The organism is Phenylobacterium kunshanense (genome assembly GCF_003254525.1).
Taxonomy (GTDB): Bacteria; Pseudomonadota; Alphaproteobacteria; order Caulobacterales; family Caulobacteraceae; genus Phenylobacterium; species Phenylobacterium kunshanense.
On sequence record NZ_QFYS01000003.1, the window covers coordinates 269,196 to 292,946 of the forward strand.

Here is a 23,751-nt window from a genome sequence, read left to right on the forward strand (position 1 = left end):
GTCATGATCCCGGTCCGCGGCTTCGAAGGGAAGACCGTCGCCGTGTTCGGTCTGGCCCGCACGGGCCTGGCCGCGGCGCGCGCCCTCCTGGCCGGCGGGGCCAAGGTGGCGCTGTGGGACGACAAGCCCGCGACGCGGGAGGCCGCGGCCGCCGAGGGGTTCCAACTCACCGATCTGACCGCCGCCGACTGGTCGCAATTCGACGCCCTGATGCTGTCCCCGGGCGTGCCGCTGACGCATCCCAAGCCGCACTGGACGGTGGAGAAGGCGAAGACCGCCGGCGTCGAGATCCTCGGTGACATCGAGCTCTTCGCCCGGACCGTGAACGCGGCCCCCGAGCACAAGCGGCCTAAGGTGGTGGCGATCACGGGCACCAACGGCAAGTCCACGACCACGGCCCTGATCGGCCACATCTGCCGCGAGGCCGGCCGTGACACCCGGGTCGGCGGCAACATCGGTCTGGGCGTCCTCAGCCTCGACGACATGCACGGCGGCGCCGTCTACGTCCTGGAGCTGTCGTCGTATCAGCTCGACCTGACCACGAGCCTGAAGGCCGACGTGGCGGTGATCCTCAACATCTCGCCCGATCATCTGGAGCGGCACGGGACGATGGAGAACTACGTCGCGGCCAAGCGGCGGATACTGCTCAACCAGGGGAAGGGCGACACCGCGGTCATCGGCGTCGACGATGCCTGCGGCCAGCGGATCTGCACCGAGATCACGGCCGCGAACTGTCGGACCATCGTGCCGATCTCGGCCAGCAAGGCCATGAGCCGCGGGATCTACGCGCTGGATGGCCTGCTCTACGACGCCTCGGGAGACCGCGCCGCCGAGGTGGCCGACCTGAAGCGCGCCCGCTCGCTGCCGGGCCGCCACAACTGGCAGAACGCCGCCGCGGCGTTCGCCGCTGCCAAGGGACTGGGCATCGATCCAGCGGTTGCGGCCCGGGCGCTGATGACCTTCCCCGGCCTTGCCCACCGCATGGAGACGGTCGCCCTGATCGGTCGGGTGCGCTTCGTGAACGACAGCAAGGCGACCAACGCGGACGCCGCGCGCCAGGCCCTGTCCAGCTATCCGCAGGTCTACTGGATCGCGGGCGGCCAGCCGAAGACCGGCGGCATCGACGACCTGGCCGACCTCTTTCCGCGCGTGACCAAGGCCTATCTGGTGGGCGAGGCGGAGGACGCGTTCGCCAGCACGCTGGAGGGCAAAGCCCCGGCGGTGAAGTGCGGAACCATCGAGGCCGCTGCCCGGGCCGCCTATGCCGACGCCGCCGCGAGCGGCAAGGACGCCATCGTCCTGCTGTCGCCCGCCTGCGCCTCGTTCGACCAGTTCGCGGATTTCGAACAGCGCGGCGAGGCCTTCCGCGCCGCCGCCCAGGCGATCGCCGCCGGCCGCACGACGGAGGGGGCCATATGAAGCCGGTCAGCCACGCTCACGCCTTCGCCCGCTCCGACCGCTCCCCGCTGGGCGTCTGGTGGTGGACGGTCGACCGCTGGATGCTGGGCGTCGTGGCCCTGCTGATCGGCATCGGCGTCCTGATGTCGTTCGCCGCCAGCCCGGCGGCTGCGGCGCGGATGAACATCGGCGATCCGTTCCACTTCGCGGTCCGGCAGTGCGTCTTCGCGGGCGCGGCCGCCTTCGTGCTGCTGACCATCTCGATGCTGGACGTGAAGGGCGTGCGCCGCGCGGCGTTCTTCATCTGGCTGTTCGCCATCGCGGTGATGATCGCCCTGCCGTTCATCGGACACAGCGCCAAGGGAGCGACCCGCTGGCTGCAGTTCGGCAGCTTCACCTTCCAGCCGTCGGAGTACATGAAACCGGCGCTGATCATCCTCGTGGCCTGGATGTTCGCCGAGGGTCAGAAGGGCCAGGGCGTTCCGGGGGTTTCGATCGCCTTCGGGCTCTATGCGATCTCCGTCGGGCTCTTGCTGATCCAGCCGGACGTGGGGCAGACGGTGCTGATTACCGTGGCCTTCGGGGCGGCCTTCTGGATGGCGGGCGTGCCGATGTCGTGGGTGATGCTGCTCGGGGCGACGGCCATTGCCGGCCTGTCCTCGACCTATTTCCTGTTCCCGCACGTGGCCAGCCGCGTCGACCGCTTCCTCAGCCCGGACAAGGCCGACACCCACCAGGTGGACCGCGCGGCCGAGGCCATCTCCGCCGGCGGCTTCTTCGGGCGCGGCCCGGGGGAGGGCGTGATGAAGCGCCACGTGCCCGATCTGCACACCGACTTCATCTATTCGGTCGGCGCGGAGGAGTATGGCCTGATCTTCAGCCTGCTGCTGGTCGCGCTGTTCGGCTTCGTCGTGGTCCGCGGCCTCTATCGCGCCATGAAGCTGAGCGATCCGTTCGAGCAGGTGGCGGCCGCGGGGCTGTTCGTGCTCGTGGGGCAGCAGGCGATCATCAACGTGGCCGTGAATCTGAACCTGATCCCGACCAAGGGGATGACGCTGCCCTTCATCAGCTATGGCGGCTCGTCGATGCTGGCCATGGGCCTGACCATGGGCCTTGCCCTGGCGCTGACGCGGCGCCGGCCGGGCGCCTACACCCCCACCGAAGGCCTCGCCAAGGCCGGCGCGTACGCTTAGAGGCGCCAGACCCATGCGCAAGATCGCCGTCGTCGCCGCCGGAGGAACCGGTGGACATCTGTTTCCCGCCCAGGCGCTGGCCGAGGCGCTGATCGCGCGCGGCTGGGGCATCCTGCTGGCCTCGGACGAGCGCGTCGCCGGCCTGGCCCAGGATTTCCCCGCCGAACGCCGCATCGGCCTTTCCGCCGCCACCTTCAAGCCTGGCGACCCGGTGGGGATGCTTCGTGCCGGTCTCGCCGTGACGCGCGGGGCGCTGCAGGCGCGGGCGGTCTTCCGCGAGGTCGGCCCGGATGTGGTGGTGGGCTTCGGCGGCTATCCGTCGGCGCCTGCGCTGGTGGCCGCGATCATGGACCGCCGTCCGACCGTCATCCACGAGCAGAACGCGGTGATGGGCCGGGCCAATCGGTTCCTCGCGCCGCATGTGAAGACGGTGGCCTGCGCGTTCCCGACGCTCGCGAAGGCGCCGAAGGGCGTGGCCGAGCGGGCGAAGGTGGTGGGCAATCCTGTGCGCCCGCCGATCCGGGCGTTGGCGGAGCTGCCCTACGTCGCGCCAGAGCCCGATGGACAGATCCGCCTGCTGGTCACCGGCGGAAGCCAGGGCGCCCGGCTGCTGTCGGAACTGGTGCCGGAAGCCATCAAGGCCCTGCCTGAAGACCTGCGCCGCCGGCTGGTGGTCCAGCAGCAGACCCGGGCCGAAAGCATGAACACCGCCCGCCGGGCCTATCGCGACGCCCTGGTGGACGCGGAGATCGCGCCCTTCTTCCGCGACATCGCCGGGCGCCTTCGCGATGCGCACCTGGTGATCGGCCGATCGGGCGCGGGCAGCGTCTGCGAGTTCGCCGTGGCGGGCAAACCGTCGATCCTGGTCCCTTTGGCCATCGCCATCGACGACGACCAGGGCCAGAACGCCAAGCTGCTCGCGGACGTGGGCGGCGCCGAGGTGGCGCGGGAGCACCAGCTCACCGTCGACAGCCTGGCCAAGGCGCTGGAGACGTTGCTGAACAACCCGGCGCGCCTGGCCCGCATGGCGGCGGCGGCCCGCTCGGTCGCCATTCCCGACGCCGCCGAGCGCCTTGCCGACGTCGTCGAGGAGACGGCGGCCAAGCGCTGAGGACGCGCCCCTTCCGCAACGCCGGGAAGCGTCCTAGGACTGCGACATGAACCGTCGTCCAGTCCCCTTCGAGATCGGCCCCGTGCACTTCATCGGCATCGGGGGCATCGGCATGAGCGGCATCGCCGAGATCATGATGCGCACCGGCTATACGGTGCAGGGCTCGGACGCAAAGGCCAGCGCCAACACCGAGCGGCTTGAAAAGCTGGGCGCGAAGATCTTCATCGGCCACGACCCGGCGAACGTCGAGGGGGCCTATGCGGTCGTCTATTCCACGGCCGTGAAGCCCGATAATCCGGAGATGGTCGCCGCTCGGGAGAAGCGGCTGCCGCTCGTTCGCCGGGCAGAGATGCTGGCCGAGCTGATGCGGCTCCAGTTTTCGGTGGCTGTGGGCGGCACGCACGGGAAGACGACCACCACCTCGATGATCGCCTCCCTTCTGGACGCCGGCGGCCTGGACCCCACGGTGGTCAACGGCGGCATCATCAACGCCTACGGGACCAATGCGAAGGTCGGCTCTGGCGACTGGATCGTGGTGGAGGCGGACGAGAGCGACGGCACCTTCCTGAAGCTGAAGTCCACCTGTGCGGTCGTCACAAACATCGACCCCGAGCACCTCGACCACTACGGCGAGTTCGAGGCCGTGAAAAAGGCCTTCCGCGACTTCGTGGAGAACATCCCGTTCTACGGCTTCGCGGCGATCTGCACCGATCACCCCGAGGTGCTGGCCATGGCCTCGCGGGTCGAGAACCGCCGCCTGGTCACCTATGGCGTCAATCCGCAGGCCGAGGTGCGGGCCGAGAACATCCGCATGGGCCCGGACGGCGCACGCTATGACGCGGTGATCCGGCCCCGTGAGGGCGAACCTCTGCGCTACGCCGACCTGCACCTCCCGATGGCCGGCCACCACAATGTGCTGAACTCCCTGGCCGCCGTGGCGGTGGCCCGTGAGCTCGGCCTGGATGAGGCTGCGATCCGCAAGGGTCTGGCCGAGTTCGGCGGCGTGAAGCGGCGCTTCACCACCACCGGCGTGGCGAACGGGGTCCGGGTCGTCGACGACTATGGCCATCACCCGGTGGAGATCGCCTCGGTGCTCAAGGCCGCCCGCGCGGTGACCGAGGGCAAGGTCGTCGCCGTGGTGCAGCCGCACCGCTACACCCGCCTGCGCGACCTGTTCGACGAGTTCAGCGCCTGTTTCGCCGACGCCGACGTGGTGCTGGTGGCCGACGTCTATGCCGCGGGCGAACAGCCGATCGAGGGCGTCAGCAAGGACAGCCTGGTGGACGGCCTGCGCCGCTACGGCCACCGCCGGGCGCTGCCGCTGGGCTCGCCGGCTGAGCTGGCGGCGCTGGTGAAGGCCGAGACCGCGCCGGGCGACCTCGTGGTGCTGCTGGGCGCCGGCGACATCACGAGCTGGGCTTACGCCCTGCCGGGAGAGCTGGAAGCCCTGGGCAAGGCGGGCGCATGACGGACTGGAGGGACAACCTCCCGCCGGTGCGCGGCAAGCTGCTGCGCGACGAGCCGCTGGGGCCGTTCACCTGGTTCCGGGTCGGTGGGGCGGCCGAGCTACTCTTCCTACCGGCCGACTCCGAGGATCTTGCCACGTTCCTGAAGGCGTTGCCGGCCGAGGTTCCGGTGACGGTCCTGGGCGTGGGCTCCAACGTCATCATTCGCGACGGCGGCGTGCCCGGGGCGGTGATCCGCCTCGTGGGGCGCGCCTTCGCGGGCGTGGAGGCGGACCCGCAGACCCAGCGCATCGTGGCCGGTTCGGCCGCCCTGGACGCCCAGGTCGCCCGCGCCGCGGCCAAGGCGGGGATCGCCGGCCTCGAGTTCTATGCCGGCATCCCGGGCACGATCGGCGGCGCCCTGACCATGAACGCCGGCTGCTACGGTTCCGAAACCAAGGATGTGCTGGTCTCCGCCTGGGGCTACGATCGCTCCGGAACGCGGCGGGAGCTGGCGTTGGCGGATTTTGGCTACACCTACCGGCATTCCGAGGCGCCGGCCGACATCATCTGGATCGAGGCCGTCTATCAGGGGCGTCCCGACGACCCTCAGGCCGTACAGGCCCGTATCGACGAGATCACCGCACGTCGCGAGACGACCCAGCCGATCCGCGAGAAGACCGGGGGCTCGACCTTCAAGAACCCGCCGGGCCATTCCTCCTGGAAGCTCGTGGACGAGGCAGGCTGGCGCGGAAAGCCTTATGGTGGAGCGATGTTCTCGCCGCTGCATTCCAACTTCATGATCAACACGGGAACCGCCACTGCCGCCGACCTGGAGGGCCTGGGCGAGGCGGTGCGTGCGGACGTGAAGGCAAGGACGGGCATCGATCTCCACTGGGAGATCAAAAGGATCGGGAAGCGCTAGATGACCCAGGCGGCCCTCATCCTTGTGCGTCACGGGCGGCCGAAGATCGATCCCGACACGCCGGCCACCGGCTGGCCGCTGTGCCCCGAGGGGCGCGAGGCGGTGGAGCGGCTGGCGGAGCGGCTCCTGGCCTACGCGCCGACCCGCATCGTCGCCAGCCCGGAGCCGAAGGCCACGGAGACCGCCGAGATCATCGCCGTCCGTCTGGGCCTCAAGGTCGAGCTCGACGCCGGCCTTCACGAACACAAGCGCCAGCACCGGGCCTTCGGCACCGAGCAGGAATTCCGCGACAGCGTGGCGGCGGTGTTCGCCCGACCGGCCGAGGCCGTCCACGGCGGTGAGACAGCGCACGAAGCCGCGGAACGGATCGCCGCCGCCTTGGCGAAGCACGACGGCCAGCCGCTGGTGGCGGTGACGCACGGCACAGTCCTCAGCCTCTACCTCGCCGAGCGCCTGGGCTGCGACGCCCACGACCTCTGGCGCAGCCTGCACATGCCCGACGCCTTCGTGCTGGACGCCGAGGGCGGGCTGATCGAACGGATCAGCTAGGCCGCCGAGGGCAGCATCCGCTCTGCGGCCACAAGGCGGGCGCTAGCCGTCCCCCGCGCGACCAGGGTCCCCGACAGATCCATCAGGCGACCTTCCAGGAAGGCGATGCTCTTGCCGGCCTGCACCACCTGCCCCTCGCCGTAGAGCGGCCCGGGTCGGGCGGGCGACAGGAAGCTCACGTGCAGGTCGATGGTGGGCGTGAAGACGCGGCCCTCGCCATAGATGAACATCGCCGGGCCCATGGTGTCGTCCAGCATGGCCGCCAGGAAGCCGCCCTGGATGAAGCCGGCGGGGTTGGCGAACTCGGGGCGCCCCTCGAAGCGGACCCGTATCCAGCCGTCGGCCGGACGGGCATCGACGACGTCCCAGCCCAACAACTCGGCGCAGGGCGGGCGGGGCAGACCGTCGAGGGCGGTTGGAACGGGCATCGAGGCCTCCTCTTCGCCTCGAACCTTGGCGCCAGACTGCTGACAGCATGCTGGCAGGAGCCGCAGCTTGACGGGACTCGGGCGGGATGGGACCGGCAAGTCATGAAGCGCCTGTCCATCGCCATCGCCGCCGCGACCCTCGCCATCGCCGCTCCCGCCGCCGCCCAGGACCTTGCGGGAGGCGCCGCCGCCGTCCGCGACAAGGCGCTCACCGACCAGACCGCCTGGAGTATCGCCGAGTCCCTGACCACCGAAGTCGGCCCGCGGATGGTCGGCTCCCAGGGCATGGAACGGGCTCGCGACTGGGCGGTGGCGAAGCTGAAGGCGCTCGGTTTCGAGAACGTCCGGGTGGAGTCGTTCACGACGCCGGCGTGGTCGCGTGGCGCGGAATCCGTGGAGGTGGTGGCCCCATGGCCGGTGAAGCTCCACGTTCTCGGCCTGGGCGGGTCGGTCTCTACCCCTGCGGGCGGGATCACCGCGCCAATCGCTGTCTTCACCAGCTACCAGACCATGCTGGACCAGCCTCCGGGCGCCCTGGCCGGCAAGATCGCCGTGGTCACCCAGCGCATGGGGCGGACCCAGGACGGCTCGGGCTATGGCGCCATCGGACCCCAGCGCTGGACCGGAGCGGCCGAGGCGGCCAAGCGGGGCGCCGTTGGCTACCTGATGCGCTCGCTCTCCACCGACGACACGCGCCTGCCGCACACGGGCGGCGGGGCGCCGGCGGGCATTCCGGCCGCCGCGCTGTCGACGCCGGACGCGGACCTCTTGGAGAACATGGCCCGTCGCGGCCAGCCGGTGACCGTGCGCATGGCCATGACGTCCAGCGTGAACCCGAAGGCCCAGGCCTGGAATATCTCGGGCGAGATCAGGGGCCGGGAGGCGCCGGACGAGGTCATCGTGATCGGCGGACACCTCGACAGCTGGGATCCGGGGACGGGCGCCGTGGACGACGCCGCCGGCATCGCCATCACCACGGCAGCGGCGAAGCTGGTCGCCCAGGCGGGCCCGCCGCGCCGGACCATCCGCGTCGTCATGTGGGGCTCGGAGGAGCAGGGCGGTTCGTCCGAAGCCTATGCCGCCGCCCACAAGGACGAGGCGGCGAAGATCGTTGTCGCGGGCGAAAGCGACTCCGGCGCCGGGCGCATCTGGAGCGTCAGTCTTCCGAAGGCTGGGGCCGACCACGCCGCCATGAAGGCGTTCCGCACGAGCCTCGCGCCACTGAAGGTCGGCGTGAGCCCAGAGCCGCCGGCGTTCGGCGGGGCCGACATCCGCGGCATCATCGGCCTCGGTGCGCCGTTCGTGGACTTCAACCAGGACGCCAGCCGCTACTTCGACCTGCACCACTCGGCCGACGATACGCTGGACAAGATCGACCCCGCCGAATTGGCCCAGAACGTGGCCGTCTGGGCGAGCTTCCTCCACACCGTGGCCAATTCGGACGTGGAGTTCCGGACAAAACCCGCGCCTTAGGACGGTGGTGCGACGAGAGAACGCGTGCAACTGGGCCGTCGTCGCACTTAAGTTTCGGCCGAGTGAGGATTTAGGGCCATGCCCGACGGAGCCGCCAAGGCGCACCTCTACAAGCCGAAGTTGGCCAGCACCCTGAAAGAGGGGTACGGCCTCGGCGACCTGCGCGCCGACGCGATGGCGGGCCTCACCGTGGCGATCCTGGCGCTGCCGCTATCGATGGCCATCGCGGTAGCGTCGGGCGTGTCGCCGGCGCAGGGGCTCTACACCGCCATCATCGGTGGCTTCCTGGTCTCCGCGCTCGGGGGCAGCCGCTTCCAGATCGGCGGGCCGGCGGGCGCCTTCATCGTGCTGGTCTCGGCCACCGTGGCCAAGTTCGGGCTATCGGGCCTTGCGCTCACGGTGATGCTGTCGGGCCTGATGCTGGCGCTGCTCGGCGCGCTGCGGCTCGGACGCTTCATCCGCTACATTCCGCACCCTGTGACGGTGGGCTTCACCGCCGGGATCGCGGTCACCATTCTCGCAAGCCAGATCAAGGACCTGGCGGGCCTGAAGCTCTCGGGCGCCGAGCCCGGCCCGGTCCTGCCCAAGATCATGGCCCTTGCCGACGCGGCGGGGACGCTGAACCCCGCGGCCCTGGCCCTTGGCCTCGGGACCGCGGCGGTGATCCTCGTCATGCGCCGCCTGCGGCCGACCTGGCCTGGAATGCTGGTGGCGGTCGTCGCGGCCACGGTGGTCGCCACCCTGATCCACATGCCGGTCGAGACCATCGGCAGCCGCTTCGGCGGCATCCCCAGCGGCCTGCCGGCTCCAAAGCTGCCGACGGTCTCTCTCGACCTGCTGGTGGCGATCTTCCCGGCCGCGCTGTCGTTTACGCTCCTGGGCGGGCTCGAGAGCCTGCTGTCGGCCAAGGTCGCCGATGGCATGACCGGCCGCGTCCACCGCTCGAACATGGAACTGGTCGCCCAGGGCCTCGCCAATGTCGCTTCGGCGATCTTCGGCGGCATCGCGGTGACCGGCACGATCGCCCGGACGGCCACCAATATCCGCGCCGGCGCCCACACCCCCATCGCCGGCATGCTGCATGCGGCGTTCCTGCTGGCGTTCATGATGCTGGCGGCGCCCCTGGCCAGCTATGTGCCGCTGGCCGCCCTCGCGGGCCTGCTCGTGGTGGTCGCCTGGAACATGGCGGAGAAGGAAGAGTTCGCCAGCCTGCTGCGGAACTGGCGCGCTGCGGTCGTCCTGCTGGCCACCTTCGGCCTGACCGTCGTGCATGACCTCATGGCCGGCATCGCCGCGGGCTGCGGATTGGCCGCGATCTTCTGGGCTGCGTCGAAGCTGCATCGAAAGCTGACTTGACCCAAGGCGGCCCGTCCGCCACCCGGCGGGGGTCGTTCTCCCCGCTGCATCGAGTCGCCCATGGCCGCCCCCCTTTCCGGACACCACATCGCCGTCCTCATGGGCGGGCTGTCTTCCGAGCGCGAGGTGAGCCTCGTATCGGGCCGCGAATGCGCCGACGCCCTGGAGCGGCTGGGGGCCCAGGTCAGCCGAGTCGACGCCGGCCGAGACATTGCCGAGGTCCTGACGCGCCTTAAGCCGGACGTCTGCTTCAACGCCCTTCATGGCGCCTGGGGTGAGGACGGCTGCGTCCAGGGCGTGCTGGAGACCCTGGGCGTGCCCTACACCCATTGCGGCGTGCTGGCCTCGGCGCTCGCCATGGACAAGGCCAAGGCCAAGGCGGTGCTGGCGGCGGCCGGCGTCGCCGTGCCGGGCGGGGGGCTCTTCAACCGGTTCGACGTGGCCCGTGACCACGTGCTGCCGCCGCCCTACGTGGTGAAGCCCAACGCGGAAGGATCGTCGGTCGGCGTGTTCCTGGTCTTCGATGGCGCGAATCGCCCGCCGCAGGAGGTCGTGGCCCCCGGCTGGACCTTCGGCGAGGAGGTCATGGTCGAGCCCTACATCGCCGGCCTGGAGCTGGCGGTGGGCGTCATGGACGGCAAGGCCATGACCGTTACCGAGATCGTGCCGAAAACCGCCTTCTACGACTACGAGGCCAAGTACGGGGAAGGCGGCTCCGAGCACATCGTGCCCGCCCGAATTCCGCTTCATGCGATTGAAAAGGCGAAGAAACTTTCCGAGATGGCGCACGCCGCCCTAGGTTGCCGAGGCGTTACCAGGTCGGACCTCCGTTATGACGATGTTAACGACGTTTTGGTCCTACTGGAGGTCAACACCCAGCCCGGCATGACGCCCACGTCTCTGGTTCCTGAGCAGGCCGCGGCGGGCGGGGTGGATTTCGACCGGTTGGTGCTCTGGATTGTGGAGGACGCTTATGCCCGCGGCGGAGCGGGGGGGATCGCGAGTCGCGGCGAAACCTCGGGCCAAGGCGCCCGCTAGTCCGGCCAGGCGCCCGAAGGCGGCGGAGGCGGGCGGCGGCGGCCTCCGGCTCTCCCCGAAACAGACTCTTCTCATCGCCGCCGGGGTCATCACCGTGGCGCTGGCCGCCGTCCTGACGACGGGCGAGCGAGGCGCTGAGCTGGCCCACGTGATCGGGTCCACGGTCGATGGCAAGTTCGGTGAAGCCGGCTTCCGGCTGACCTCGGTCCACGTGCAGGGCGCGTCGGAGATGGCGACCCCGGACATCGTCCGCGCCGCGGGCGTGTACAAGGACGCGCCTCTGCTGGGCATGGACCTGGAGGCTCTGCGCGCCCGGGTGGAGCAGGTGGGCTGGGTGGAGGAGGCGCGAGTCGTCCGCCTTCTGCCCGACACCCTGATGATCTCGGTGAAGGAGCGCCGCCAGCTCGCCGTCTGGCAGCACAACGGCCGGAGCGTGGTCATCGACGACAAGGGCCGGCGCATCCCCGAGGCCGATCCGGCGCGCTTCACCGGCCTGCCTCTCGTGGTGGGCGCGGGCGGCGACCGCCATGCCGGCGAGATCCTGCCGGTCCTGGCCCAGCGGCCGAAGTTGATGGCGCGCATGGAAGCCCTGGTGCGTGTCGACGACCGCCGCTGGGATCTGCGCCTGAAGGACGGTTCGCTGATCCAGCTTCCGGCTGTCGACGAAGAGCAGGCGCTGATCCAGCTTGAGCAACTCGACCTGCGCTCGCGGATCCTCGAGCTGGGTTTCGAGCGCATCGATCTCCGCAATCCCGACGTCGTAGCCGTCCGGCCTCGCGCGCCGGTCACTGCCGCCACCACCACTCCGCCCGGCGAGCCGCTCGCCAGCGGGGTGTAACGAACAACAAGAGTCCGCCGCATGCTCAAGACCGCCGCCCGCCCGAAGGCCGAAGCCGCGAAGAAGGACAGCCGCGAAGGGCTGAAGGCCGCCCTCGCGCCGCCGAAGGTGGTGGCCGCGGTGGACCTCGGCGCCTCGAAGGTGGCCTGCTTCATCATGAAACCGGACGGCGTCCGGCGTGGCGACCGGACCCTCACCACCTGCGGTGTCGGCTATGTGCAGTCGCGGGGCGTCCGGGGCGGCGCGATCGTGGATCTGGATGAGGCCTCCGCGGCCATAGCCCAGGCGGTCGAGCGCGCCGAGAACGTCGCCGGCGTGAACGTGCAGGGCGTGACCATCTCCACCGCCGGTGGACAGCTCACGTCCAGCCGGGTGCAGGGCCGCGTCTCCATCGGCGCCCGCCCGATCGCGGACAACGACCTCGTGCGCGCCATCCAGAACGCGCTGGCGCAGATCAAGCTGCCGGGTCGCCGTGCGATCCACATCGTGCCGATCGCCTGGGCGGTCGATGGCCAGGGCGGCGTGCGCGACCCCCGCGCGATGTTCGGCAAGACCCTGGGCGTCGAACTGCTGGTGGTCTCGGTCGCCGAGACGGTCTTCAACACCCTGGGCGCGTGTGTCGAGCGGGCCCACCTCCAGCTCGAAGGCGTCGTTGCCGCGCCGTTCGTGTCCGCGCTCGCCGCGCTGGAGGAGGACGAGATGGACCTCGGGTCCGTCTGCATCGACATGGGCGGTGGCTCGACCTCGGCCTCGGTGTTCCGGGGCGGCAGCCTGGTGCATGTGGAGACGGTGCCGGTCGGCGGCCATCACGTGACACAGGACATCGCCCGCGGCCTTTCCACCTCCATCGCCGGCGCCGAGCGGATCAAGACCCTGCACGGCTCGGCCATCGCCTCGGCCAACGAGGACCGCGAGATGATCGAGGCCCCGCCGCGCGGCGACGATCCGGGCGCCGGTCCGGTCGTGGCGCCCCGCAGCCTGCTGAAGGGGATCATCGCCCCCCGCGTGGAAGAGACGCTGGAACTGCTGCGCGATCGGCTGAAGTCGGCCGGCGCGCCCATCGAGCCGGGCGCGGGCCTGGTCCTGACCGGCGGCGCGAGCCAGCTCGCCGGCGTCCGCGAAGTGGCGGTGCGGGTGTTCGACCGTCCGGTGCGCCTGGGCCGTCCGCGCCGCGTGCCGCACCTGGCCGACGCCGCCTCGGGCCCGGCCTTCACGGCCGCGGCTGGCATCCTGCACCGTGCCGCCTTCGGCCCGCGCGAAGCCGTCTCGCCCAAGCAGCTCGCCTCGTCGAAGCTGCGCCGCGAGCCGCTCGACCCGCGCGCCAACCCGGTCGCCAAGGCGGCCGCCTGGCTGCGGGACAATCTGTAGCGGTCAGACCTGGCGACGGGGGGCCGTGGCGACGCTCGGCCCCCGTCGCAGGCCGACTCAGAACGTCGCCCTAGCGACGAGCTGGAAGACCGGCCCGGCCTCTTCCCGCTCGAGCTCGTACTCGTCGAAGTCGCGCGAGCGCTGGTCGGCGATGGTCGTGAACTTGTTGAAGGTTTCCTTCTTCTTGCTGTCGAGCAGGTTCGTGCCCGTCAGGCGGACGACGTAGCGCTCGCCGAACCGCTTCTCGACGAAGATCTCCAGGTCGGCGCCGTAGGTGGTGGTGACCTCCTCGCCGACCACGCGGCCGAAGGCCTTGCCCTGCTTGCGGTAGGTGGCGCCGAAGGCGGCGGCCCAGTCCGGCAGGTCCTGGATGAAGCCGACGTTGAAGACGTACTTGGCCTGGTCGTTGAACCGCCGCGAACCGAACTCGTCGTCCACGTCGCTGTCCAGCCACGAGTAGTTCAGGAACACGCCGGTGTCGTCCAACCCGAAGGCCGACAGCGAGGTGGAGAGGTCGAACTCGACACCCCAGACCGAGCCGTCACCGGTGTTGCGCGGCTGGAGCACGAACGTGCCGGCGCCCTCGCTGCCCACCTGGCCGGTGCTGGCGACTTCGATGAGGTCCTTCACGTCCCGGTAGAAGACGTTGACGCCCGCGACGCCGCGCGAGCCGAGGCGGCGCTCGAAGCCCACGTCGATGCCCCAGGCCGTCTCGGGCTTCAGGTTCGGATTGCCGAGCAGGTCGTTGTCGCCCAGCTCGGCCTCGAGCAGGGCGGGAGACAGGAAGTCGAAGTTCGGCCGACGGACGGTGCGCGCCACCGACACCTTGACCCGGTCGTCGGCGCTCAGGTTCCAGCGCAGGTGCGCCGAGGGCAGCAGGAAGCTGTAGTCGTTGTCGACCTTTCGCGAGGCGGCGGGGGCCGTGGCGTCCTCGATGGTGGTGTCGGTGTTTTCCCAGCGCAGGCCGGCCTCCCAGACCATCGGGCCGTCGCCGCCTGACACCATGACGAACGGGTCGATCCGGCGCTCCTCGATGGCGTTCAGGCCACCGACGACGGCGACCAGCGGGCCGTAGGCGCCAAGCGCGGGCCGGGTAGCAGGCGGGTTCGGGATGGTGACCCGGTTGCGAACCGCTGAGATGTCGGTGTCGCGGTTCTTTTCCGAAGCCTGGACGCCGAACTCCAGCTTCGCGGCGCCGATGTCCCGCTTGTGCGACAGCTCCCCGGAAACCTCCTTGTCCTTCAACCGCGTGCGGGTGAGGTCGCCCGTGAAGCGGTCGTCGTCAGGGAAGGGGCGGGTGTCGCGGAGGTATTCGTACTCCTCCTCGATCTCGTCCTGGTCATCGCTCAGCTCGGCGTAGCCCAGCTTGAACCGGGTCTTGCCGCCCGCCATGTTCCGTTCGTACTTGGCCTGAAGCGCCCAGTTGTCGGTCTGGATGTCGACGTTGTTGTCGTTGTAGGTGAGGAAGTCAGCGTCGCCGACGCGCCCGCCGCGGTACTCGTAGGAATCCTCATCCTCCAGGCGGTCGGTGCGGACGAAGTAGCCCGACAGCTTGAGCGTCGAGTCCTCCATCTGCACGTCGTAGCTGGCGTTCAGCGAGTAGTCCTCGCCGTTGCGCTTGTCCGACTGGATCTCGATGTTATCGAGCGTGCCGCCCGGCTCGTCGAAGCGTTGGCTGAACTTCTGTTTCGGGTTGCGGCGTCCCTGGTAGTTGGCCCCGATCACCATGCGGCCAGGCCCGACAGGAGCGGAGAAGACGCCACCGACAGTTTCGCGGACGCGGTCGTCGCTGAACATGAGGGCGCCGGCCCGGACGTAGCCGCCGTCAAAGGTGTAGCCGTCGCGCAGGACGATGTTGAGCGCGCCCGCCATGGCGTCGCCGCTGCGATTGGCCGAGGATGAGCGGACCACCTCGACCCGCTCGATCAGCTCGGCGGGGATGCGGTCGACGAAGAACGATCGGTCGACACCGGCGCCCGGCACCCGCTCGCCGTTGATCAGGATCTGGGTGTAGCCGGGGTCGAGGCCGCGCAGACGAGCGCCGTCCGACTCCAGGACGTCCGACAGGAACGCCACGCTGGGAACGCGCTTCATGGCGTCGCCCGCGGTCAGCGGTTCGAAGCGCTGGAAGTATTCCAGGTCGTACGAGAGCGTCGGCGCCGCCTCGTCCGTGCGGTTACGGAACGTGATCTCGCCGGTGACCACCAGTTCCTCGACCGTCTTGGTGCGGTCGGCCTCGGCGTCGGCGACCGCATCCGCGGCCCGGGCCTGAGCAGCGGCCAGCAGCGTCGCCATGGACGCCACGGCGAAGAGCGCCGTCTTTTTCATGATCTATCCCCGAGTTGGGCCGATTGACGAGAGAACTCGGCCACGCCTATTCGGGACTGCGGATTAGTTTCAGAGCACTTCGGGAGCCAGTGATGTTTCGTAGGCAGTTAAGCGACAGTTTTGTGACGCTCGCTAGCGCCGCGTTACTTCTAAGTTCCTGTGCTTCATTCGAGGCAGTTTCAGACTCGCCGAAGATGGCGGTCGGCGCGGGAACGCCGGTCGTCGCCGCCGCCGAAACCCCGCCCGTGGGGACCACTGCGGCCGACGCCGCCGATGACCCGGCCATCTGGACCGATCCCGCCGACCGGACCCGCGGCGTCATCATCGGCACCGACAAGAAGTCCGGCCTCTACGTCTATGACCTCGCCGGTCGGCAGACGCAGTATCTGCCCGGCGGTCTGCCCAACAACGTGGACCTTCGCGAAGGCTTCGCGACGCCGCAGGGCGCACGCGTCCTGGTGGCGGCGTCCGACCGTGGACGGCCCGGCGCGGGGGCGGCGCTGTTCCTGCTCGACCCGGCCACGCTGAAGCTGGAGTTCTGGGCCGCGATCCCGGTGGCTCTGGCCGAGCCCTATGGCCTGTGCATGGCGCGCCGGGGCGACGACTTTCTGGTGATCGTGAACGGGACCGACGGGCAGGTGCGGCAGCTCCGCGTCGCCATGGGGCCGGATGGAAAGCCGGCGGTCGCGGAGGAGCGCCGGTTCGCCGTGCCGACCCAGCCCGAAGGCTGTGTCGCCGACGAGGCGCGGGGCCGTCTCTACCTGGGCGAGGAGGGCGCCGGAGTCTGGCGGTTCGACCTGGGCGCGGGCCCGGCGAAGGGTGAGCTGTTCGCGAAGGCTCCGAGCGCGATGCTGACGCCCGACGTCGAAGGACTGGCGCTCATCGAGGACGCGGCCGGCGCCTGGCTCATCGCGTCCAGCCAGGGTGATTCGGCCTTCGCGGTGTGGAAGGTCGATGGCGCGGAGCCCCTCTATCGCGGCCGCTTCAGCGTGATCGCCGCCAATGGGGTCGACGCGGTCACGGGCACCGACGGCGTCGCCGCGCTCGGCGGCGTGGTCGGCGGCTTCCCCGAGGGTCTGGTCGTCATGCAGGACGACGTGGACGAGGGACCGGCCGGCGCGCGCCAGAACTTCAAGCTGGTGGACTGGCGGGAGGTCCGTCGCGCCCTGGGTCTATGAGCGGCGGGGGTTGACGACCGGCTGGCCGGAGCGTGAGTCCCGATGCCGCAGCGTTACTGTCGATTCGCTTCGCTTTCCTTGGGGACAGTCTCGAAAAACTTGTCCGGCGAAGCTCGAACCCGTCCCGACTCACAGTATGCGGTTAACCCTCGATTAACGGTGTGGGCGCGTACTTAACGCATCGTTACTCGGGCGCTTCGGGCAAGGGGACGCCAGGGGCGACAGACCGCAAATCCGGGAAGGACAGGACGTCCAATGGCCATCTCTTTGTCGGCGCCTCGCGCTACCGAACTCAAGCCTCGCATCGTTGTGTTCGGCATCGGCGGGGCCGGCGGCAACGCGGTCAACAACATGATCGAGGCCGGCCTGGAGGGCGTTGAGTTCGTCGTCGGCAACACCGACGCCCAGCAGCTCCAGTTCGCCAAGACCGATCGCCGCATCCAGCTCGGCGTACAGGTGACGCAGGGCCTCGGCGCCGGCGCCCATCCCGAGGTCGGCATGAGCGCGGCCGAGGAAAGCATCCCGGAGATCGGCGAGCACCTCGACGGCGCCCACATGGTCTTCATCACCGCCGGCATGGGCGGCGGCACCGGCACCGGCGCGGCCCCGATCATCGCCAAGTGCGCCCGCGAACGCGGCATCCTGACCGTGGGTGTGGTGACCAAGCCGTTCCACTTCGAAGGCCGTCACCGGATGCGCCTGGCGGACTCGGGCATCAGCGAGCTGCAGCGCTACGTCGACACCCTGATCGTCATCCCGAACCAGAATCTGTTCCGCGTCGCCAACGAGCGGACCACCTTCGCCGAAGCCTTCGGCATGGCCGACCAGGTCCTGCACTCGGGCGTGCGCTCGATCACCGACCTGATGGTGCTGCCGGGCCTGATCAACCTCGACTTCGCCGACGTCCGCACGGTCATGACCGAGATGGGCAAGGCGATGATGGGCACGGGCGAGGCGGCCGGCGACGACCGTGCGCTGATGGCCGCCCAGAACGCGATCCAGAACCCGCTGCTGGACGAAGTCTCGCTGAAGGGCGCCAAGGCCGTGCTGGTCAATGTGACCGGCGGCCTGGACATGACCCTGCTGGAAGTCGACGAGGCGGCCAACGCCATCGCCGAGCAGGTCGACCCGGAAGCCAACATCATCTTCGGCGCCGCCTTCGATCCCACGCTGGACGGCAAGGTCCGGGTGTCGGTCGTCGCCACCGGCATGGACGGCGCCTCGATCGCCGCCATCGAGCCGAAACTGGAGCGCCGGTCGCTCCAGGTGGAACCGCTGCGCGCCGCGGTGACGCCGCGCGCCGCCGAAGCCGCCGCGCAGCCGGTCGCCGAGCCCGTGGCCGCCGAGGCGGCGGAGCCCGAGGCCTTGGCGCGCGAGGAGGAACAGCCGGACATCTTCTCGGCCCCCGCGCCGGAACCCGTCGTTGCAGAAGCCGCGCCGGTCGCGCCTGTGGCGCGGATCGTCGACCCTGAAGTCGCCGAGGAAGGCGACGCGCCCCTGTTCGCCGAGCCGGCCTTCGAGCCGCGCAAGCCGCGGGGCGGGTTCCTCAGCATCTTCGGAGGCCGGCCGCGCTACGACTCGACGCCGGCCGCCGCGCCCGCTCCCCAGCCCGTCGCACGCGCCACGGCCGCGCCGGTCCGTGGCGGCGCCCAGCCGCTGGAGGCCCAACTCCCGGCGGACGAGGCCGACCAGAACGAGGATCTGGAGATCCCGTCGTTCCTGCGACGCCTCGCCAACTAATCGTCGCGAAATCGTCACCCTGACGGCGGGCGTCACCTGCTAGGAATCCTCCCGGAGCCATCTCCGGGAGGTTTTCCATGAGTGGTCAGCGCATCATCTGGGTCTCGCCATTGGCCGACGGCTGGGCCGTGTTCTGCGCGGGTTTCGAGCCCTTGGTGTTTCGCTCAGGCGCCCGCGCCGAAGCCCAGGCGAGGCGGCTGGCCAACTGCCTCGCTGGCCTTGGCCGCACCGTTCGTGTCCGTGTCCTGGACCGCGCTCGGAATCTCGCCGGAGACCAGCTTTATCCCGCCGTGTGAGCCGTTGGCGCCACACTGGAAAAGCACGGAAAATCAAAGGCGATCCGGCGCGTTCTGTTAACGCAGGGTGAACCGAAACATTGCGAAACACGAAGTGCTTTGCTGCGTTGCATCAAGCGGCTTAGCCAGCGCGTTGGGGGCGAGGGTCGGCAACGCGCCGCGTATCGCAGGAAGGTCTACCTTTGGCCGGGTTCCAACACACCGTCAGATCTCCGGCGCTGTTCGCCGGCGTCGGCGTCCACACGGGGGAATACACCCGCGTCTCCGTGCGCCCGGCGGGCGCGGATGCGGGGATCACCTTCGTGCGCACCGATGTCCGCGATCGCGACAATCAGATTCGGGTGACCGGCGAGGCGGTCTGCAAGACCCAGCTCGGCACCGTCATCGGCAACGCCGACGGCGTCACGGTCTCCACGATCGAACACCTGATGGCCGCCTTCGCCATGCTGGGCGTCGACAACGCGGTGGTCGAGCTCGACGGGCCCGAGATGCCGATCATGGACGGGTCGTCGGTGGCCTTCGTGCGGCTGCTGGACCGTGCCGGACTGCGGCCGCAGGAGGCGCCCCGCCGCTTCATCGAGATCCTGAAGACCGTCGAGGTCGTCGAGGGCGACAAGCGCGCGGCGCTGAAGCCGGCCGATGGGTTCGAGGTCGCGTTCGAGATCCGCTTCGACACCGCCGCGATCGGCCGCCAGGCCATCGACATGGCGATGGACGAGCAGGCGTTCCGTGACGAGCTCGCCGATTGCCGGACCTTCGGCTTCCTCCGCGAGGTCGAAGCCCTGCGCGCCATGGGGCTCGCCCGCGGCGGGTCGATGGAGAACTGCGTCGTCATCGACGGCGACCGGGTGCTGAACCCGGAAGGCCTGCGCCGTCCGGACGAGTTCGTGCGCCACAAGGCCCTGGACGCCATCGGCGACCTCTACGTGCTCGGCGCTCCGATCCTGGGCCGCTTCGAGGGCGTGCTGGCCGGCCACGGCCTGAACAACGCCCTGGTCCGCGCCCTCCTGGCCCGGCCGGACGCCTGGCGTGTGGTCACCCTCGCCGAGGACCTGCGCGAGGCCGTCTAAGTTCTTGCGAGTCGTTTGCAAGAATGAGCTAATGCGCGGCAGGGAGACCTGCTGATGCCCACTGACGCCGCCGCCCAACTGGATACGCTCTACACGCCGCCGCACCCGGTGACGGTGGCCAAGTGCCTGGACCACGTGGACCCGCACGGTCGTCGCTTCATCGCGCTCTCGCCCTTCGCGGCCCTGGCGACCGTCGGGTCGAACGGGACTGTCGACGTCTCGCCGCGGGGCGGGGGGCCGGGCTTCATCCGCGTCTCGGAAGACGGGAAGAGCCTGCTGATGCCGGACCGGCCGGGCAACAACCGCCTGGATTCGCTGCGTAACATCGCCGACGGGTCGGGAGAGGTCGGGCTGATGTTCATGATCCCCGGCGTCGACGACATCTATCGGGTGAACGGGCCGGCCGAGCTCGTGGTCGACGACGCGCTGGCGGCCACCTTCGCGGAGTTCGGCAAGGTCCCGAAGTCGCTGCTGCGGATCACGGTCCGAGAGGCCTATCTGCACTGCCCCAAGGCGCTGATGCGGGCCGACCTCTGGGGCGACAGCCACCGCGTCGACCGGTCCGAGCTGCCGACATTGACGGAAATGGTGGCTGATCAGATCGGCGTCGCCTTGCGCGCCAAGACCCACGCCGAGGAGGTCGAGGGCCTGAGGGAGACGCTCTAGCTTTCGCCGCCTGCCGTTTGCTCGCCACAGTCGGTGGTGTAGAAGCGACTCTCCCGCGTGGGGGCGCGCGCGTTGGTCTTGAGGTGAAGGTGTCTTCGGTCCGAACTGCTACCCGGGTGGTCCTTGTCGCCACCACCTGCGCTCTCGCCCTGTCCGCCTGCGCCAGCAACAAGAAGGACAAGCCGCGCCTCGCCTACGAGGAACGGCCGGTGGAGCTGCTGTACGCCACCGGCGCGGACCGGCTGGACCGGCGCCAGTGGAACCAGGCGGTGAACTACTTCCAGGAAGTGGAGCGCCAGCACCCCTATTCGGAGTGGTCGCGCCGCGCGATCCTGATGCAGGCCTACGCCCACTACCAGGGCAACGACTACGCCGAGGCGATCGGCGATGCGGACCGCTTCATTTCGCTGTATCCCGGCAATCCGACGGCCGCCTACGCCCACTACATCAAGGCCATCTGCTACTTCGAACAGATCGTCGACGTGAACCGCGACCAGGCCGCCACCGGCCAGGCGCTGGCGGCCCTGCGTGACGTGGTCCAGCGCTACCCGCGGACGGAATACGCCGCTGACGCGCGCCTGAAGATCGACATGGTCAACGACCAGCTGGCCGGCAAGGAAATGACCATCGGCCGCTGGTATCTGCGAAACGGCGACACGCTGGCCGCGGTCGGCCGGTTCAAGACGGTCATCGACCGCTATCAGACGACCAGCCACACGCCGGAGGCGTTGCACCGCCTGGTGGAGGGCTACCTGACCCTCGGCCTGGTCGAGGAGGCCAAGCGCAACGGCGCAGTGCTCGGCTACAACTATCCGGGCGATCCCTGGTATGCCGATGCCTACAGGCTGCTGACCTCGAAGGGGCTGCGGCCGGCCGTGGAGCCGAAGGCCGACGGCGGGCGCGGAATCCTGCGACTGCCGTTCACGCGCGACAAGCAGCGCACCCTTGAGCCGCCGCAGGCCGAGGATCCCAACGCGGCGGTTGCGGCCAGCAAGCGCACGAAGAAGCGCAAGCTGTTCAGCTGGCCCATGGGCGGCGGCAAGGACCCGACGCCGGCGTCCGACGCCAGCGCCACCGTTCCCGAGCCGAAGTAGGGGCGGGCGGAACAAACCCTGTCCGCGCCCCTTCAACCGCAGCCGATTCCGTACGATCTTCCAAGACGATGCTGATCGGCCTGCAGATCCGGGACATTGTGCTGATCGAGGCCCTGGACCTGTCCATCGGGCCGGGCCTTACCGCGCTCACCGGCGAGACCGGGGCCGGCAAGTCGATCATCCTTGACGCCCTTGGCTTGGCGACCGGGGCGCGCGGCGATGCGGGCCTGGTGCGCCGGGGCGCCGCCCAGGCCATGGCCACGGCGGTCTTCGCGCCGTCCCCCGACCATTCCGTGTGGGATCTCCTGGAAGAGAAGGGGCTCGCCTACGCCCGCGACGAGGATCTTGTGCTCCGTCGCACGCTCAGCGCCGACGGTCGCAGCCGGGCCTTCGTGAACGACCAGGCGACCGGCGTCGGTGTCCTGAAGGAGCTGGGCGAGGCGCTGCTGGAAGTGCACGGCCAGCATGAGACGGTCGGACTGCTCGACGCGCGCACCCACCGTCCGCTCCTCGACGCCTATGGCGATCTGGCGCGCCAGTCGGGCGTGGTGGCGGAGGCCTGGAGGGCCTGGCGGCAGGCGCGGGAACGGGCGGACGCCCTGCGGGCCGAGGCTGCGCGTTCCGCCGCGGAGATCGAGGAGCTCACGTTCCGCTTGTCCGAACTCGACCGTCTCGATCCGCGCGAGGGCGAGGAGACCGAGCTGGCGGAGCAACGGGCGATCCTGGGGGCGGCCGAGAAGGCCCTCGCCGATATCGCCAGCGCGCGGGACGTGTTCGACGGCCTTGGCGCCCGCGTAGCCTCGGCGATCCGCGCGCTCGAACGCGCCCGCGAGCGGGCGGTGACGGCAGGCGCCGCGGCCGATGGCGCCGCCGTGACCCGCCTGGCGGCGGCTTCCGAAGCGCTGGACCGCGTGCTTGTCGAGGCCGGGGAGGCCGAGGCCGCCGTCGATTCCGCCGCCTCGGCTTTCGACTTCGAGCCCGACCGGCTGGAGAAGACCGAGGAACGGCTGTTCGACCTTCGCGGCCTCGCCCGCAAGCTGAACGTCGCCGTGGAAGAGCTTCCCGTCCTTCGTGTCCGCTTCGCCGAGCGGCTTCGCGCCGTGGAGTCCGCCGAGGACTCGTTGAAGGCCGCCGAGGCTGAGGTGACTTCGGCGCGCGCCGGCTACCTGGCCGCCGCCGCCGCCCTGACCGAAGCCCGACGCGCGGCTGGCGAGCGCCTGGCGACCGCGGTGATGGCGGAGCTCGCCCCGCTCAAGCTGGAGAAGGCGCGCTTCCGCGTCGCCGTCGAGCCCCTGGGCGAAGACCGCGCCGGCTCTTCAGGGCTCGATCGTGTGGCGTTCGAGATCGCCACCAACCCCGGCGCGCCGTTCGGCGATCTGGGCGCCATCGCCTCGGGGGGCGAGCTGGCGCGTTTCGCCCTGGCGCTGAAGGCGGCCCTGGCCGGCCGCGGCTCTGGACCCCAGCCGCTGATGATCTTTGACGAGGTGGACCAGGGCGTCGGCGGCGCCGTGGCGGACGCCGTGGGCTTGCGCCTGAAGCGCCTCGCCGCGCCCAGGGACGGGCGTATGGGCGCCCAGGTGCTGGTGGTGACCCACAGTCCCCAGGTGGCCGCCCGTGCGGAGGCTCACTGGCGCATCACCAAGGCGGGCGATTCCGAACGCATCCGGACCGCGGTCGAGGTGCTGAGCCCGGCCGACCGCGAGGAAGAGATCGCGCGCATGCTCGCCGGCGCGCAGATCACCGACGCCGCCCGCGCGGCCGCCCGCGCCCTGATCGGCGCCTGAGGTGCAGGAGCCGGAAGTCGTCCTGGCGCGCCTGGGCGCTGCGTTCGGAGACCAGCCCCACGACCTGCGGCTCCATGGTCGGGTGAATGTGGCGCCCGATCGCCGCGAGTGGATCGAGGGCCTGCTCGCGGCGGGCATGGATCGGCTCTCGCCGGCGGATCTCGACATGCTGGTCTATCGCGCGATCAGCACCGTCGGCGGGACCCCCACCTTCAAGTTCGCCCTGTCGCGGTTCCTTGCGGTGATGCTGCTCGAACCGGCCTTTGGCGCCGGCGCGGTGTCGGACGCGTTCGTGATCCTGCCCAAGCTCGACCATGCCCGTTTCGAGGCCTGGCCCGAGGAGGAGCGTCGCGCGATCCTGGAGGCGCTGGAGCTGTGGGCCGAGCGGCGGCTGACCGCGGATCCCGCCGATGTTCCCGCCGCGGCGCTGCGCACGTGGGTCGAGACGCGACGCGATATCGGCTAGCTTCGTT

Annotated in this window: 20 protein-coding genes and 1 pseudogene; 19 read left to right on the forward strand and 2 right to left on the reverse strand. The window is 70.0% G+C overall.

The genetic code is table 11. From position 1 onward, the window contains the following. Window positions 1-3: 3 nt before the first annotated feature. From murD to DJ019_RS09385, 6 genes are read left to right on the forward strand one after another with little or no spacing between them, the layout of a single operon-like run. Window positions 4-1,419, forward strand: a complete 1,416-nt coding sequence (gene murD, locus DJ019_RS09360) for a UDP-N-acetylmuramoyl-L-alanine--D-glutamate ligase (protein ID WP_111275748.1) — start codon at window positions 4-6, stop codon at window positions 1,417-1,419. Beyond that, complete coding sequence (gene ftsW, locus DJ019_RS09365; RefSeq protein ID WP_111275749.1) at window positions 1,416-2,591, forward strand: putative lipid II flippase FtsW; 1,176 nt, start codon at window positions 1,416-1,418, stop codon at window positions 2,589-2,591. Before murD ends, ftsW begins: the two co-directional genes overlap by 4 nt. 13 nt (window positions 2,592-2,604) lie before the next feature. Beyond that, on the forward strand, window positions 2,605-3,702 hold the full coding sequence (gene murG, locus DJ019_RS09370) for an undecaprenyldiphospho-muramoylpentapeptide beta-N-acetylglucosaminyltransferase (protein ID WP_111275750.1): 1,098 nt from the start codon (window positions 2,605-2,607) through the stop codon (window positions 3,700-3,702). A gap of 46 nt (window positions 3,703-3,748) precedes the next feature. Next, complete coding sequence (gene murC, locus DJ019_RS09375; protein WP_111275751.1) at window positions 3,749-5,170, forward strand: UDP-N-acetylmuramate--L-alanine ligase; 1,422 nt, start codon at window positions 3,749-3,751, stop codon at window positions 5,168-5,170. Next, window positions 5,167-6,072, forward strand: a complete 906-nt coding sequence (murB, locus tag DJ019_RS09380) for a UDP-N-acetylmuramate dehydrogenase (protein ID WP_111275752.1) — start codon at window positions 5,167-5,169, stop codon at window positions 6,070-6,072. Before murC ends, murB begins: the two co-directional genes overlap by 4 nt. After that, window positions 6,073-6,621: a histidine phosphatase family protein gene (locus DJ019_RS09385; protein WP_111275753.1), complete on the forward strand. Its 549-nt coding sequence runs from the start codon at window positions 6,073-6,075 to the stop codon at window positions 6,619-6,621. It abuts the gene before it with no gap. On the opposite strand, the gene DJ019_RS09390 is transcribed toward DJ019_RS09385, so the two are convergent. Further along, the gene (locus DJ019_RS09390; protein WP_111275754.1) at window positions 6,618-7,049 is read right to left on the reverse strand and encodes a PaaI family thioesterase; all 432 of its coding nucleotides are present in this window, start codon (window positions 7,047-7,049) and stop codon (window positions 6,618-6,620) included. The two genes, DJ019_RS09385 and DJ019_RS09390, sit on opposite strands and share 4 nt — an antisense overlap. Before the next feature lie 102 nt (window positions 7,050-7,151). Between DJ019_RS09390 and DJ019_RS09395 the strand changes: the two genes are divergently transcribed. From DJ019_RS09395 to ftsA, 5 genes are all read left to right on the forward strand, one after another. Then, the gene (locus DJ019_RS09395) at window positions 7,152-8,522 is read left to right on the forward strand and encodes a M20/M25/M40 family metallo-hydrolase (RefSeq protein WP_111275755.1); all 1,371 of its coding nucleotides are present in this window, start codon (window positions 7,152-7,154) and stop codon (window positions 8,520-8,522) included. A 78-nt stretch (window positions 8,523-8,600) separates the two neighbouring features. Further along, entirely contained in the window at window positions 8,601-9,878 is a 1,278-nt protein-coding gene (locus DJ019_RS09400) for a SulP family inorganic anion transporter (protein ID WP_111275756.1), read from the forward strand. Window positions 9,879-9,938: 60 nt separating this feature from the next. Beyond that, window positions 9,939-10,916, forward strand: a complete 978-nt coding sequence (locus DJ019_RS09405) for a D-alanine--D-alanine ligase (protein WP_111275757.1) — start codon at window positions 9,939-9,941, stop codon at window positions 10,914-10,916. After that, window positions 10,852-11,754 carry a cell division protein FtsQ/DivIB gene (locus tag DJ019_RS09410; protein WP_111275758.1) on the forward strand — a complete coding sequence of 301 codons (903 nt, stop codon included), beginning with the start codon at window positions 10,852-10,854 and terminating at the stop codon, window positions 11,752-11,754. Before DJ019_RS09405 ends, DJ019_RS09410 begins: the two co-directional genes overlap by 65 nt. A gap of 21 nt (window positions 11,755-11,775) precedes the next feature. Further along, window positions 11,776-13,122, forward strand: coding sequence for a cell division protein FtsA (gene ftsA, locus DJ019_RS09415; protein WP_111275759.1), 1,347 nt, complete (start codon window positions 11,776-11,778; stop codon window positions 13,120-13,122). A 57-nt stretch (window positions 13,123-13,179) separates the two neighbouring features. On the opposite strand, the gene DJ019_RS09420 is transcribed toward ftsA, so the two are convergent. Continuing rightward, a complete protein-coding gene (locus DJ019_RS09420; RefSeq protein WP_111275760.1) occupies window positions 13,180-15,450 on the reverse strand; it encodes a TonB-dependent receptor plug domain-containing protein in 2,271 nt (756 codons plus the stop codon). A gap of 92 nt (window positions 15,451-15,542) precedes the next feature. Here DJ019_RS09420 and DJ019_RS09425 point away from each other — a divergent pair, with 92 nt between their 5' ends. The 8 genes and pseudogenes from DJ019_RS09425 (at window position 15,543) to DJ019_RS09460 (ending at window position 23,744) form a co-directional block, all read left to right on the forward strand. Then, window positions 15,543-16,628, forward strand: coding sequence for a phytase (locus tag DJ019_RS09425; RefSeq protein ID WP_111275761.1), 1,086 nt, complete (start codon window positions 15,543-15,545; stop codon window positions 16,626-16,628). A gap of 255 nt (window positions 16,629-16,883) precedes the next feature. After that, the gene (ftsZ, locus tag DJ019_RS09430) at window positions 16,884-18,368 is read left to right on the forward strand and encodes a cell division protein FtsZ (RefSeq protein WP_111275762.1); all 1,485 of its coding nucleotides are present in this window, start codon (window positions 16,884-16,886) and stop codon (window positions 18,366-18,368) included. Between the two features lie 77 nt (window positions 18,369-18,445). Then, a complete protein-coding gene (locus tag DJ019_RS09435) occupies window positions 18,446-18,664 on the forward strand; it encodes a hypothetical protein (protein ID WP_111275763.1) in 219 nt (72 codons plus the stop codon). A gap of 182 nt (window positions 18,665-18,846) precedes the next feature. Beyond that, on the forward strand, window positions 18,847-19,734 hold the full coding sequence (lpxC, locus tag DJ019_RS09440) for a UDP-3-O-acyl-N-acetylglucosamine deacetylase (RefSeq protein WP_111275764.1): 888 nt from the start codon (window positions 18,847-18,849) through the stop codon (window positions 19,732-19,734). A gap of 54 nt (window positions 19,735-19,788) precedes the next feature. Then, the gene (locus DJ019_RS09445; protein WP_111275765.1) at window positions 19,789-20,400 is read left to right on the forward strand and encodes an MSMEG_1061 family FMN-dependent PPOX-type flavoprotein; all 612 of its coding nucleotides are present in this window, start codon (window positions 19,789-19,791) and stop codon (window positions 20,398-20,400) included. Between the two features lie 116 nt (window positions 20,401-20,516). After that, window positions 20,517-21,356: pseudogene (locus DJ019_RS09450) on the forward strand (outer membrane protein assembly factor BamD); the annotation flags it as partial. 206 nt (window positions 21,357-21,562) lie between these two features. Continuing rightward, entirely contained in the window at window positions 21,563-23,278 is a 1,716-nt protein-coding gene (gene recN / locus DJ019_RS09455; RefSeq protein WP_111275767.1) for a DNA repair protein RecN, read from the forward strand. A 1-nt stretch (window position 23,279) separates the two neighbouring features. Beyond that, the gene (locus DJ019_RS09460; RefSeq protein ID WP_111275768.1) at window positions 23,280-23,744 is read left to right on the forward strand and encodes a hypothetical protein; all 465 of its coding nucleotides are present in this window, start codon (window positions 23,280-23,282) and stop codon (window positions 23,742-23,744) included. The last annotated feature ends 7 nt before the right edge of the window (window positions 23,745-23,751 follow it).